The organism is Streptomyces sp. NBC_00207 (assembly GCF_045160965.1).
Classification (GTDB): Bacteria; Actinomycetota; Actinomycetes; order Streptomycetales; family Streptomycetaceae; genus Streptomyces.
The window spans coordinates 952,165-965,017 of record NZ_CP130715.1 but is presented as its reverse complement, the minus strand read 5'-3'; the positions used below and the strand labels follow the sequence as shown (position 1 = coordinate 965,017).

14 protein-coding genes are annotated in these 12,853 nt (G+C 73.0%); 8 read left to right on the top strand and 6 right to left on the bottom strand.

What is annotated here, in order from left to right:
- Positions 1-19 precede the first annotated feature (19 nt).
- The 3 genes from OG472_RS04975 to OG472_RS04965 all read left to right on the top strand — a co-directional run bounded on the left by OG472_RS04975 (position 20) and on the right by OG472_RS04965 (position 2,171).
- Positions 20-268 carry a BON domain-containing protein gene (locus OG472_RS04975; RefSeq protein WP_401603042.1) on the top strand — a complete coding sequence of 83 codons (249 nt, stop codon included), beginning with the start codon at positions 20-22 and terminating at the stop codon, positions 266-268.
- Positions 265-984, top strand: a complete 720-nt coding sequence (locus OG472_RS04970) for a metallophosphoesterase (protein ID WP_401603040.1) — start codon at positions 265-267, stop codon at positions 982-984. The genes OG472_RS04975 and OG472_RS04970 overlap by 4 nt, the downstream gene beginning before the upstream one ends.
- 158 nt (positions 985-1,142) lie before the next feature.
- Positions 1,143-2,171: an NAD-dependent epimerase/dehydratase family protein gene (locus tag OG472_RS04965; protein ID WP_405940985.1), complete on the top strand. Its 1,029-nt coding sequence runs from the start codon at positions 1,143-1,145 to the stop codon at positions 2,169-2,171.
- Positions 2,172-2,196: 25 nt separating this feature from the next.
- Here the strand turns inward: OG472_RS04965 and OG472_RS04960 are convergent, their stop codons facing one another.
- The 3 genes from OG472_RS04960 to OG472_RS04950 all read right to left on the bottom strand — a co-directional run bounded on the left by OG472_RS04960 (position 2,197) and on the right by OG472_RS04950 (position 4,837).
- Positions 2,197-3,402, bottom strand: coding sequence for an aromatic acid exporter family protein (locus OG472_RS04960; RefSeq protein ID WP_401603036.1), 1,206 nt, complete (start codon positions 3,400-3,402; stop codon positions 2,197-2,199).
- Positions 3,403-3,431: 29 nt separating this feature from the next.
- Entirely contained in the window at positions 3,432-3,620 is a 189-nt protein-coding gene (locus tag OG472_RS04955; protein WP_401603034.1) for a hypothetical protein, read from the bottom strand.
- Positions 3,621-3,742: 122 nt separating this feature from the next.
- Entirely contained in the window at positions 3,743-4,837 is a 1,095-nt protein-coding gene (locus OG472_RS04950; protein WP_401603033.1) for a glutamate--cysteine ligase, read from the bottom strand.
- Positions 4,838-5,055: 218 nt separating this feature from the next.
- On the opposite strand from OG472_RS04950, the gene OG472_RS04945 reads away from it, so the two are divergent.
- The 4 genes from OG472_RS04945 (at position 5,056) to OG472_RS04930 (ending at position 7,560) form a co-directional block, all read left to right on the top strand.
- Complete coding sequence (locus tag OG472_RS04945) at positions 5,056-5,784, top strand: SOS response-associated peptidase (protein ID WP_401603031.1); 729 nt, start codon at positions 5,056-5,058, stop codon at positions 5,782-5,784.
- 137 nt (positions 5,785-5,921) lie between these two features.
- Positions 5,922-6,350, top strand: coding sequence for a hypothetical protein (locus OG472_RS04940; protein WP_401603029.1), 429 nt, complete (start codon positions 5,922-5,924; stop codon positions 6,348-6,350).
- On the top strand, positions 6,347-6,589 hold the full coding sequence (locus OG472_RS04935; RefSeq protein WP_405834773.1) for a helix-turn-helix transcriptional regulator: 243 nt from the start codon (positions 6,347-6,349) through the stop codon (positions 6,587-6,589). Before OG472_RS04940 ends, OG472_RS04935 begins: the two co-directional genes overlap by 4 nt.
- Positions 6,586-7,560 (top strand): NAD(P)-dependent alcohol dehydrogenase, encoded by a 975-nt coding sequence (locus OG472_RS04930; protein WP_405828039.1) that lies wholly within the window; start codon positions 6,586-6,588, stop codon positions 7,558-7,560. Before OG472_RS04935 ends, OG472_RS04930 begins: the two co-directional genes overlap by 4 nt.
- Here the strand turns inward: OG472_RS04930 and OG472_RS04925 are convergent.
- Entirely contained in the window at positions 7,555-8,610 is a 1,056-nt protein-coding gene (locus tag OG472_RS04925; RefSeq protein ID WP_405940984.1) for an endonuclease/exonuclease/phosphatase family protein, read from the bottom strand. The genes OG472_RS04930 and OG472_RS04925 overlap by 6 nt on opposite strands.
- Positions 8,611-8,716: 106 nt before the next feature.
- Between OG472_RS04925 and OG472_RS04920 the strand changes: the two genes are divergently transcribed.
- Positions 8,717-9,604: a RimK family alpha-L-glutamate ligase gene (locus OG472_RS04920; RefSeq protein WP_405828035.1), complete on the top strand. Its 888-nt coding sequence runs from the start codon at positions 8,717-8,719 to the stop codon at positions 9,602-9,604.
- Positions 9,605-9,616: 12 nt separating this feature from the next.
- Here OG472_RS04920 and OG472_RS04915 read toward each other — a convergent pair whose 3' ends face one another.
- Together OG472_RS04915 and OG472_RS04910 are read right to left on the bottom strand one after the other, a co-directional pair.
- Positions 9,617-10,270 carry a hypothetical protein gene (locus tag OG472_RS04915; protein ID WP_405828033.1) on the bottom strand — a complete coding sequence of 218 codons (654 nt, stop codon included), beginning with the start codon at positions 10,268-10,270 and terminating at the stop codon, positions 9,617-9,619.
- A 148-nt stretch (positions 10,271-10,418) separates the two neighbouring features.
- Complete coding sequence (locus tag OG472_RS04910; RefSeq protein WP_401603020.1) at positions 10,419-12,485, bottom strand: RICIN domain-containing protein; 2,067 nt, start codon at positions 12,483-12,485, stop codon at positions 10,419-10,421.
- Positions 12,486-12,853 lie beyond the last annotated feature (368 nt).

Sequence of the window (12,853 nt, the reverse complement as noted above, 5' to 3'; positions counted from 1 at the left end):
AGGGAGGGAGACAGACCCCGTGAAAGAGCCGGTGGAGTACCGGATCGAGCACCTGAGGCAGCGGCTCGCCGCAGCGGACATCGCCGAACTCGGAGTCCGCGTGGACCTGCGCGGGGACACCGTCGTCCTCTCCGGCACCGTCGCGACGCCCGAATGCCGGGCCGCGGTACGCCGGATCGCGGAGGCCGAACTGGCAGGCGTACCCCTGCTGACCGACGTGGTGGTGGGCCACACCGACCCCCCGGAGCACGTGGAGGTGCTGAGGTGATCCGCGTGGCCGCGGTCGGGGACATCCACCTCGGGCCGGACAGCCAGGGACTCCTGAGGCCGGCCTTCGAGACGCTGCCCCGCCATGCGGACGTCCTGCTCCTCGCCGGGGACCTCACCCGCCACGGCACTGCCGCCGAGGCCCGCGTCGTCGCGGCCGAGGTCGCCGAACTGTCCGTGCCGGTCGTGGCCGTGCTCGGCAACCACGACTACCAGAGCGACGAACAGGACACGGTCACCCGGGTCCTGGTGGAGGCCGGGGTGAGCGTGCTGGAAGGCGAGGGCGTGGTCCTCGACCTGGACGGGGTCAAGGTGGGGGTGGCGGGGACGAAGGGGTTCTGCGGGGGCTTCGCCGGGCGCAGCGGCAGCGAGTTCGGCGAGCCCGAGATGAAGTCCTTCATCGGCTACACCCGCAGGTGCGCCCAGGGGCTGCTGCGCGCCCTGCGCGAGGTGACGGACGCGGGATGCGGCGTACGGATCGCGCTCACGCACTTCTCGCCGGTGCCGGACACCCTGGCCGGCGAGCCGCTGGAGATCTACCCGTTCCTCGGGAGCTACCTGCTCGCCGAGGCGATGGACGAGGCCGGCGCCGACCTCGCCGTGCACGGCCACGCCCACCGGGGCACGGAACACGGCCTGACGGCGGGCGGTGTGCGGGTCCGCAACGTCGCCATGCCGGTGATCGACCGTGCCTTCGCCGTCTACCACCTGGGGTGACCGTCCCTCCGCCGGTCGCCCTGCCGGTCCTCCCGCCAGTGGTCCCCGCCGGGGCGCCGCCCGCCGCCCCTCCCCGAATCCGCAGGAGCAGTCATGAACACCCCGCACACCACCTGTAGGCACGAGGGCCGCACCGGCCGGAGGACACGGTGGACGTCATGAGGGTCGTGGTGACCGGTGCGACCGGCAACGCGGGCACCAGCGTGGTCCGGGCCCTGGCGGAGGACCGGTCGGTCACCGACGTCCTCGGCGTCGCCCGCCGCCTGCCCGGCCTCCGCATCCCCGGGGTGCGGTGGGCGGCCGCCGACATCGACCCCGGCGGCAGCGACCTGACCGAGCTCTTCGCGGGCGCCGACGCCGTCGTCCATCTCGCCTGGAGGTTCCAGCCCACGCACGACCCCGTGGAGACCTGGCACACCAACGTCCTGGGCAGCATCAGGGTCTTCGAGGCCTGCGCCCGCGCGGGCGTCCAAGCCCTCGTCCACGCCTCCTCGGTCGGCGCCTACTCGCCCGGCCCGGACGACGGGCGCCCCGTCGACGAGTCCTGGCCGACCCACGGCTGGCCGGGCGCCGCGTACACCCGGGAGAAGGCCTACCTGGAGCGCTACCTCGACGGCTACCAGCTCGCCCACCCCGGGCTGCGCGTCGTACGGATGCGGCCCGCCTTCCTGTTCAAGAAAGTGGCGGCGAGCGAACAGCGGCGCATCTTCGCCGGGCCGCTCCTGCCGTGGCGCCTGATCCGCGCCGGTCTCGTCCCGGCCGTGCCCACCGTCAGCGGCCTGCGCTTCCAGGCCCTGCACACGGAGGACGCCGCCGAGGCCTACCGGGCGGCCGTCGTCCGCCCGGTCCGCGGGCCGTTCAACCTGGTGGCCGATCCGGTGCTCGACATGCCTTCCGTAGCCGGCCTGCTGCACGCCCGTACGGTGCCGCTGCCCGCCGGGGCCGCCCGCGCCGCGCTCGCCGCCGCCTGGCGGATGTACCTGGTGCCCGCCGCCCCCGGCCTGTTCGACGCGGTCCTGCGGCTGCCGCTCCTCGACGCGGGCCGCGCCCGGGAGGAGCTCGGCTGGGTGCCCTCGCGCACCGCCACGCAGGCCGTGGGTGCGTTCCTGACGGGACTGCAGCGAGGGGCGGGCCTGGACACGCCGCCCCTCGCCGGATCGGACACCCGGGCGTGGGCGGGTCGGTGAGGAGACCAGGCGGCCCGGCCCGGGTTCAGGCCGGAGGGGAGAAAAACCGCCGGGTCAGGCGGTGCAGCCGTGGATAGCGCTCGCGCCGCATGCGGGAGTGCCGGTCGAGTTCCTCGATGAGCCGCTCCGAGCGCTTGTCCACGCCCAGTTCGTCGAGCACCCGGTCCGCCTCGGCGAGCAGCGCCCCGTACAGCTGCCACGCCGCCGGATGGACGCCCGCCTCCTCCCGGAGGAGCACGGCGAGGCGGTCCCGGCTGACGCGGGCCGTCGTCAGCTCGCGGGCCAGTTTCTCCTCGGCCTGTTCGGCGTTGGCGCTGACCTGCGCGGTGATCAGCTCGGCGAAGCTCTCCACGGCGACGGCCAGGTGCCCGTACAGCTCGCGCAGGGCCCCGGCGATGGGCGGCGGGAACATCGGACCCGCCTGGTGCGACTTCGCGAGGTCCGTCAGGGTCCGGCAGGAGACCCGCAGCACCACCGCGCAGATCTCCAGCGTGTCCAGCCCGGTGCGCAGCACCAGACGGAACAGGAGGCCCTCACGCACCCGCGGGTTCAGCCGCAGACTGTCCTCCGCCTGCCGCAAGGACGCGTCGACCAGCGCGATGTCGTTGTCGAGCCGACGGGCTTCGTGGAGGTGGGCGGCGGCCTTTTCGACCGGCGTGTGCTCGGCGACCTGGTCGCCGATGTGGCCGAGGAGGGCACGCATGCGCCGGGCGAGGTCCGTGATGGCCTCGCTCGCCGGCCCGATCCACACCGGCGGCACGAACAGGAAGTTGAACAGCAGACCGACCGCCGCGCCGATCAGCGTCTCGAGCACCCGGTCCCAGGCGGTGTCCGTCACGCTGGTCACGCCCAGCACCAGCATCGCGCTGATCGCGACCTCGGGTACGAACTCCCCGGCCTTCACCAGCGGCCCGATGATGAGCGAGACCAGGATGATCAGCCCGAGGCTCCACCAGGTCAGGCCCACGAGCGCGCTGAAGCCGATCGCGAGCAGCACCCCGGCCACGACCGAATTGACCCGCCGGATTCCGGTGGTGAGCGTGGAGTAGAGGGTGACCTGGACGACGAGCAGCGCGGTGAGCGGAGCCGTCAGGGGGGCGGGCTCGTCGCTGACCCGGAGCGCGACGACGTACGAGATGACGGCGGCCGCGGTCGAGCGGACGGTCTGCACGACCGCGGGTTCCCGGTGACGGCGGACGAGGGCGCGCAGGGGGGCGATGGCTTGTGGCATATTCCGCCCCTTCCCCGCCGGCCGAAAGATCAACGGGGCGTCGACGCGCCTCTTGCGCCGCCGGAGCCGCCGCGGCCGTCCCCGCCCTCGCCGCCGAACCAGTAGTCGCCCGCGGCCAGTGGCCACGAGGACGCCGTCCGCTTCCGGGGCTCGGTACCGGGGCCTCCGGTGCGTCGGCGGACCTCGGCCTCGTCGTCGGCACGCTTGCGTTCCAGCACGGGAAGGCTCCCTTCAGCGGGGTGGGGGACTGGTTCCATCCTCGGGTCCCGCACCCGATGGCGCACCACGAGAGCGGGGCCGGGCGCGCGGACCGGTCCGCCGGTGCTGCGCGGGCCGCCGTTCAGGGAGCGGTGCTCTGGTTGGTGATCAGGTCGATCAGTGCCGGCATGCCGCCCTCCCACAGTGCCCTGCGCTGCCGGTCGGCCGCGGTGCCGTCCCGCAGCAGGCGGTGGACGAGGGACGTCACCTCGCGGAGGTCCCCGGCCTCGTCCAGCGCGGGCCGGATGTGCCGCACGAGCAGGGCCACGGCCGCCCGGGCCTCGAGGCGGGCGCCGTCCGGCCCGACCAGAGGTCCCCCCACGCCGTGCCGGGCGGCCTGCCAGGTCGCGGCCTGCAGCATCTCCTGCGTACAGAGCGGCGCGGGCACCCCGCAGGCGGACTCCCCGAGGGCGGTGGCCACCAGCGCCCGCACGATGCCCGCGAACATCACCGCGTCGTCGGCCCGCAGCTGCACGTCCGCGCACCGGATCTCGACGGTCGGATACTTCTCCGACAGCCTGGCGTGCCAGTACAGCTGGCCGGTGTCCGCGATGACGCCCGATTCCACCAGTTCGGCCGCACGCAGGTCGTAGTCGGCGTCGTCGCGGAAGACAGGGGTGGGTCCGCTCACCGGCCACCGTCCGAAGACGACCGTGCGCCAGCTCGCGAAGCCGGTGTCGTGACCCTCCCACAGCGGGGAGTTCGCCGACATCGCCAGCACCGTCGGGAGCCACACGCGGATCCGGTTCAGCACGTCGACGCCCTGGGCCCGGTCCGGGATCCCCACGTGCACGTGCATGCCGGTGATCAGCTGCTCGTCGACCAGGCGCGCTGCGTGGGTGCGCATCGCCAGGTAGCGGGTCACGGGTGTGACGGGCACCGGCGCGGCCCCCTTGACGGGCGCGGTCCCGGTCAGCGCCGCCTTGCAGCCGCTCGCCTCGGCGGCGGAGCCGACGGCGTGCCGCAGGCGCAGCAGGTGGCCGCCGATCTCCCCGAGGTCGGTGCAGACGGGCGTGGCGACCTCGACCTGGGCCTGGAGGAGCTCGGCCTGGACGTCGTCCTCCGCGGAGACCGGATCGAGGCCGGCCGCGACCCGCACCGCGGCGCCGTGCGGGACCGGCAGCCCGGTGTCCGGATCCACCAGCAGATACTCTTCCTCGACCCCGACAGTGATCATCTGTGTGCGTACCCTGCCGTCGTCCGATGTGTGCGAGCGGTGTGTGCCACCGTCTGCCCTCCAGGACCGTTCCGCAAACCGGCCGCCACCTTGCTGCGAGCCGGTGCCGGCCCCGCACGGATGCGTGTATTCCGATTCTGCCGGGGCTGCTGCCGGGGCGCGCGTACCGCGGCGTGTACCCCCGCCGGGAAGCCGGCTCGGGTGGCAGGGTGGAGGGCATGTGCGGCCGTTACGCTTCCACCCGCAGTCCCGAGGACCTGTCCGGCCTCTTCCAGGCGGCGCCCCCGGATCCCGGTCACGTGCTGGAGCCGAGCTGGAACGTCGCCCCGACCGACGCGGTGTGGGCGGTGCTGGAGCGCGCCGACCGCGAGACGGGCCTGCTGGAGCGGCGGCTACGGCCCCTGCGGTGGGGACTGGTGCCGTCGTGGTCGAAGAGCCCGACCGGCGGCGCGAAGATGATCAACGCGCGGGTGGAGACGGTGCACGAGAAGCCGGCCTACCGGCGGGCCTTCGCCAAGCGCCGGTGCCTGCTGCCCGCGGACGGCTTCTACGAGTGGCAGCCCGTCCCCGCCTCCGGCACCGCGAAGGCGTACAAGCAGCCGTACTTCATCCGTCCCGAGGGCGGAGAGGTGATGGCGATGGCCGGGCTGTACGAGTTCTGGCGCGACCCCGCCGTCGCCGACGACGACGATGCGGCGGCCTGGTGGGCGACCTGCACCATCATCACCACCGAGGCCACCGACGCGGCGGGCCGCGTGCACCCCCGCATGCCGCTCGCCCTCGCCCCGGCCGACTACGAGGCCTGGCTCGACCCGGCCCACCAGGACCCGCACGAGCTGCGCGCCCTCCTCGCCGCCCCGGCGGGGGGCCGGCTGGACGTCCGCGCGGTGTCGACCGCCGTCAACAACGTCCGCAACAACGGACCGGAGCTCCTCGCCGCGCCCTAGGCGGTCCGGCGGGGTCGAAACGCCGTACGGAGAGCGGCCGCAGGCCCCCGCCGCCCGGGCATGTATAGAAGTCTTGACATCGTGTTGTGCTTGTTTGACACTGCACGTGTCGGGTTTTCTTTACATGGGGAGTGGCTGTGGCAGTCGAGGAGAAACGCGCGTGGATCATGATCGTGGTGGCGGTCGTGTCCTACGGGGCGTACCTGGCCGTGATCCTGGGGCGGTCCGGGGACACCCCGCTCACCCAGGTACCGTACGCGGCCGCGCTGCTGTGGACGGTCGGCGCGTCGATCGTCGCGTCGATCGCCCTGCACATCACCGTGGCGCTGCTCGCGCCGAAGGAGGACAACACCAAGGACCAGCGCGACCGGGAGATCCACCGCTTCGGCGAGTACATCGGACAGTCCTTCGTCGTGATCGGCGCCGTGGCCGGGCTCGTCCTGGCCATGGCCGAGGCGGACCAGTTCTGGATCGCCAACGCCATCTACCTGGCGTTCGTCCTGTCGGCGCTGCTCGGATCCACGGCGAAGATCGCCGCCTACCGGCTGGGCTTCCAGCTGTGGTGAGGCCCACGAAGGTCACCAACACCATCCGTGCCCTGCGCTTCGCCAACGGCGAGATGACGCAGGCCGAGCTGGCCCGCCGCATCGGCGTGACCCGGCAGACCGTCATCGCCATCGAGCAGGGCCGCTACTCGCCCTCCCTGGAGAAGGCCTTCCAGATCGCCCGGGTGTTCGCCGTACCGCTCGACGCGGTGTTCCAGTACTCCGAGACCGAGACCGAGACCGAGGAAGAGCACTCATGAAGGCGATCGTCCAGGACGTTTACGGGCCGCCCGCGGTCCTTCGGCTGGAAGAGACGGACCGGCCGGTGCCGGGCCGCGGCGAGGTGCTCATACGGGTCCACGCGGCCGGCGTCGACCAGGGCGTCTGGCACCTGATGGCGGGCATGCCGTACGCACTGCGCGCCATGGGCTTCGGCCTGCGGGCACCCAAGGTGCGCATCCGTGGCATGGACCTCGCGGGGCGGGTGGAGGAGGTCGGCGCGGACGTGACCCGCTTCCGGCCGGGCGACGAGGTGTACGGCAGCTGCGACGGGTCGTTCGCCGAGTACGCCTGCGCCAAGGAGGAAACGCTCGCGCCGAAACCGCGCAATGCCGGCTTCGAACAGGCCGCCGCCGTGCCCGTCTCCGCGTGCACCGCGCTCAAGGCCCTGCGCGACGTCGGACGGGTCCAGGCCGGGCAGTCCGTCCTCGTCCTCGGCGCGTCGGGCGGAGTGGGCACGTACGCCGTGCAGTTGGCCAAGGCCTTCGGCGCCCGCGTCACCGGAGTCTGCAGTGCCGCCAAGGCGGACCTGGTCCGCTCCATCGGAGCCGACGAGGTCGTCGACTACGCGGAGCACGACCCCGTCGACGGCAGCCAGCGCTACGACCTCGTCCTCGACATCGCCGGCAACCGCCCCGTCTCCCGGCTGCGCCGCGCCCTCACCCCGCGCGGGACCCTCGTCATCGTCGGCGGGGAAGGAGGCGGCCGGTGGCTCGGCGGCAACGAGCGGCAGCTGGGCGCGCTCCTGCTGTCCCCCTTCGTGGGCCACCGCCTGCGCACCGTCGCCGCCATGGAGCACCACCACAGTGACCTGCAGGTGCTGACGGAGCTCATCGAGGCCGGCTCGGTGACCCCCGTCGTCGACCGGACCTACCCGCTGGCCGAAGTGCCCGATGCCATCCGGTACCTGAGGGAGGGCCACGTCCGGGGGAAGATCGTGATCCGGCTATGAGGCGCCGAGTGTGATGCGGGCGGCGACCGGGAGGTGGTCGCTGCCGGTGGCGGGCAGGGTCCGGACGTCGGACACCTTCGCCGAACGGGTCAGGACCTGGTCGATCCGGGACACCGGCAGGGCGGCGGGCCAGCTGAAGGCGAGCCCCCGCCGGGGCGCCTGCAGCCGCGAGGTGAGCGGGGCGAGACCGCGGTCGTCCACCGTGCCGTTGAGGTCGCCCAGCAGAATCACCGTGTCCAGCCGCTCGACGGCGAGGGCCGCGCCCAGCAAGCCCGCGCTCTCGTCCCGCAGACCGGAGCCGAAACCGCTCGGCCGGATGCGCACCGAGGGCAGGTGGGCAACGTACACGGCGATCTCGCCGCGAGGCGTGCGCACGCCGGCCCGCAGGCCCCGGCTCCAGCCCTCCCCGATCGCGGTCGGCTTGATGTCCAGGCGCCGGGAGTCCGTCAGCGGATACCTCGACCACAGCCCGACCGTTCCCTCGACCGCGTGGTGGGGGAACTCCTCGGCCAGGGCCGCCTCGTAGGCCGGGAGGGCGGCGGGCGTCAGCTCCTCCAGGGCGACGAGGTCCGGCGCTGCCCGGAGCAGCGCGGCCGCGGTGCCCGAGGGATCGGGGTTCTCGTCGCTGACGTTGTGCTGGACCGCCGTGATGGGGGCGGGGCCGCCGCCGGCGGGGAGCAGCAGCCCGCCGAAGAGGACCGCCCACGCGGTGGCGGGCAGGAGCAGCGCCAGCAGCGCGGTGGCCGAGCGGCGCACCAGCGCCGGTACGAGCAGGATCGGAACCGCCAGGCCGAGCCAGGGCAGGAAGGCCTCCAGCAGACTGCCGAGGCGGCCGACTCCGTTGGGCACGGCCCGGTGGAACGCGAGGAGGCCGGCGGTCAGTAAGGCCAGTGATGCCGGTACGCGCCCGCGCGTCCAGGCGGAGCGGCCCCGCGCGTCCCTGCCCCAGCGCCACAGGTCGCCACCCGCCGCGCGCACACTGCTGTCGGCCTGCTCCACCAATGCCGCCCCGCCCATCCGCCTCGGACCCGTTTCCCGTCCCGCAGCCATGAGCACGACGTTGCCCGGTACGACGCACGAGCCACCCGCCGGGTTCCCTCCCGCAGGCGGATCGCGCATGGAAGAGTGATCGCGGACGTGACGAGGGGAGAGCCGAGTGAGTACGGCAAGGATCGCGATCGTGACGAGCGGCGACGGCGTCGATCAGGACGTGGACCTCCCGCTGATCCTGGCGGCCCTGGGCGCCGCAGGCATGTCCGCGGAAGCCGTGGCCTGGGACGCGGACCCGAAGGAGTGGGACGGCTTCGACCTGGCGGTCATCCGGTCGACCTGGGACTACGTGGGACGCCTCGAGGAGTTCCTGGCGTGGGCCGACGCGACGGCCCGGGTCACCCGGCTGTGGAACCCGGCGCCGCTGGTGCGCTGGAACAGCGACAAGCGCTATCTGAGGGAACTCGCCGAACGCGGGGTCCCGGTGGTGCCGACCCGCTTCGTCGAACCGGGCGGGCACTGCGACGAGGAGGACTTCGACGGGCCTCACGGAGTGGTGGTCAAACCCACGGTCTCCTCGGGCGCGCGCGACACCGCCCGGTACGAGCCCGGCCGGCGGGCGGACGCCGTGCGCCACGCCCGGATGCTGCTGGACCAGGGCCGTACCGCGATGGTCCAGCCGTACCTGCGCCTCGTGGAGGAGGGGGAACGCGCCCTGGTCTTCTTCTGCGGCACCTTCAGCCACGCGATCCGCAAGCAGCCGGTGCTGACCGAGGCCGGGGTGACGGACAACTTCCGGGTGCCGCACCCCGGGGCGGCCCCGTACCAGCCCACCGAGGCGGAGATCAGGACGGCGCGGGCGGCCCTCGCGGCGGTTCCCGCACCGGGCGAGCTGCTGTTCGCCCGAGTGGACCTGGCGCTGGACGAGGCCAGGGAACCGGTGGTCATGGAGCTGGAACTCATCGAGCCGAATCTGTTCCTACGGATCAACCCGCAGGGGCTGGAACGTTTCGTCGGGGCCGTGGCGGCCGAGCTCCGGCACACCACGGCGTAGCCGACGGTTCCGCTATCCCAGCCGGCGGCGCATCCGGCGGCGGCGCAGGAAGAGACCGACGGCCGCCCCGGCCAGGGCGGTCGCCGCCACACCCGCCGTGGTCCACCAGACGGCGTACCCCTCGGTTTCGGCGGCCGGAACCTGAGCCGTGGACGCGGCCGGAGCGGCGGCCGAGGGCGGACCGGCCGACGGGGCGCCGGCCGACGGGGTGCCGGCCGAGGGCTGTGCGGTGGTCGGCGTGCCCGGAGCCGGGGCGGAGGCGGTCGGCGCGCCGGTGCCCGGGGCCGGGTCCACCACGGGGACGGCGACTTCGAGGTCGCCGTGTCCGAGGGCCGGGAACCCCACGTCGACGCTCACCTTCCAGGAACCCGGCGGCAGGGTCTCGGCCGTGGTCCAGCCGGCAGGCGCCGCGGCGGGGTCGCGGACCAGGCGCCAGGGCCCCATGGTGCGGGACCCGTCGACGCTGATCGCGTTCACGGTGGCGGCGACCGTCTCGTCGACGGCGTCCCCGTCGTTCTCCCAGGTGATGTCGGCGGTGACGTGGCCCGTCCGCTGCCCGGTCACCACCACCTTCACGGTGTCTCCGTGGGCGTGGGCCGCAACAGGGGTCAGCAGCATGAGGCCGAGTGCGGTCAGGACGGCCGAGAAAGCGATTCGTATGCGCATCGTCGGGGTGCTCCGGTCGAGATGAGGGGGACCGGCGGACGGCCGCGCGGGGCGGCCGTCCGCCGGGGCGGTTTCACGGCGTCAGGGCGCCACGGCGCGCCGGGGCCGCAAGGGCCCGGGGCGCCGTGGCATCGTGTCGCGGCAGTGCTCAGCCGGCCTTCTGGAGGGTCCAGGCCTGAGCCGCGCGGCCGTCCGCACGCTGGAGGTCGAGCAGCCAGTTCCCGTAGTAGGGGCGGTTGCTGACGGTGAGGGCGAAGCCGCCGCTCGGGTCGGTGACGGTGACCGCGCCACCGCGGGAGGTCAGCTTCCAGGCCTGCGCGCCGTTGCCCTTGTCGCAGGGCTGCTGCGCGACCCACATGCCCGCGGAGGGCGATCCGCCCGGCTGCAGGCACTTGCCGGAGACCGCGGACCGCATGCGGACCTGGCCGTTGCCGGCGTCGTCGAAGAACCACTGCTGCTGGGCGTACCCGTTGGCGCGGCCGCCGACGAGCACCGTGCCGTCGGCGGTGCGGCCGCCCCACACCTCGGCGGCCATGCCGGTGCTGCCGTTGCCGAGCGTGTACTTGCTGCCCGGGTTGGTCGCCCCGCCGCCCGCTCCCGGCGTCTTGAAGGACGCGGCCTTGCCGGGGCCGCTGTCACGGCCGGAGCTGTCGCGGACGGAGACGGTGACCGTGTACGACGTGTTGGGCTGGAGGTTGTAGATGCGCAGCGCCTGCGACTGGACCCAGGTCAGGTGCTTGCCGTTCAGGAGGACCTGGTACCAGGACGCACCCTCGACCTTGGGCCAGCTCACCACGACGGAGTCGGACTGGATCTGGGCCGCCGTCGCGGCCGGGCCGCCGCCGGGCTTCTTCGTCGGCGTGGGCGTCGGCTTCTTCGTCGGGGTCGGCGTCGGGTTCGGGTTCGGACCCGGGTCGGTGCCGTTACCGCCCTTCGAGCGCATCAGGAACTGGTTGTCGGCGATGTTCCAGTGCGTGGCCAGGTAGCTTCCGGCCTTGGGGCTGGTGTGGAAGTAGTCGTCGTGGTTGCAGTCCAGGATGTTCTCGGACGCCTGGTTGGTGCAGATGTTGCGCATCTGCGGGTAGTACGGGGTGTCCGAGTAGCACATGACGTCGTACTCGTCGGTGCAGTGGGCGCCGCGGCTGGTGTTCGGGGCGCTGTTGTTGACCGCGCCCAGGTTGTGCCCGAGCTCGTGCGCGGCGGTGTGACCGCCCCAGCAGCCGGAGTCCGTACGCCCGTAGGACGGGCCGAAGTTGCTCTGGTTGGCCTGGCCGGGCCGCTCGTCGCCCGCGAAGGTGCCGATGCCGCAGTAGACCTGGGTGTCCGCGAAGATCATGTACTTGCGGTCGCGGCGGTCGAGGCCCTTGCCGGCGAGCGCGTTGTTGGTCGCGCTGAACTCGGACAGGGCCGAGGCCGGGAGCTCGATGTTGAGCACCGTGGGGGTGCAGTCCGCGGCCGTGACGTAGCGGATGTGGCGTACGCCGCCGGTCTCCTGGGCGCTCGCCGAGTAGATGAGGTCGGCGTCGGCCGCCCACTTGCGGAACGAGGCGACGTACTCGGAGTAGCGGTCCTTGCCGGGGGCGTGGACGTACACGACCTGTACGCGGTTGCCGGTGCTGCCGTCGCCGTCGCACTGGACGGTCTGGCCCGCGGGGCCCGCGGCGACGGCCTGGCTGCCGCCGGCGGCGGCCGGTTCGGGCGCGGTCGCCTTGGTCGCCGCGGCGTCGGCGGCGGGCGCGTCCTGAGGACGCCCGCCACCTTCCTTGGAGGCGGGGTCCTCGGCGGCGGGGCGGGAGGGATCGGCCGCCGGAGCCGTCTCCTTGACGGCCGGGGCGATCTCCTTCGTGATGTCGACGCCCTTGGGCGGGGCGTCGGGGCCGTGCGTGCACAGGCCGGTGTCGGTGCGGTACACACCCACGCACCGGTCGCCCTTCGGCGCGGCCTGGAGGCCGTCGTAGACCATGCCGCGCGCGTTCTCGTTGGCGGGCGCGGCGGCGATCGGCTCGGGCTCCTGGTCCCGGGCGGGGGCGGCGGCCGGTGCGGCGGCCTCCGCGGCCTGTACGGGAGCCGCCGCCTGGGCGCCGTCGCCGATCCCGGAGTAGGCGATGCCTGCGGCGATCACCGCCGCCGTTGCCGTGGCGGCGGTGATGAGTATCAACCTCCGCGGTTTGCGGCGGTGGTCGGCGGCGGCGCGACGTCTGCGTCGTCCTGTCATGGGCACCTCAAATCGTTGTCGGAAGACTGGGTTCGCGGAAGCCTGCCAGACGAATGCCGCGGAGAATTCGGACAAACGGGAGTCCGCTTCGAGAAATCATTCCGTTACCTGTCGACCTGATTTGACGAACAGTCAACTCTCAATAAAACGAGGGCAGTTACGCGCGTTGCGCTGCAATGGTCCAGGCCATCAGGGGAGGGTTGTTATCAAATCGAGATATGAAGCGGACGCTTGTTGACGGGAATTCAGTCAGGAATTCACCTAATTGCTACCTGCTGAATTCCCTTCGTCACGACCCGTGAGGAAGCGTCAGCGCGCGCGCCCCGCCCCGCCGTCGGGGATCGGTCCCACGGTGATCGGTGCCACGG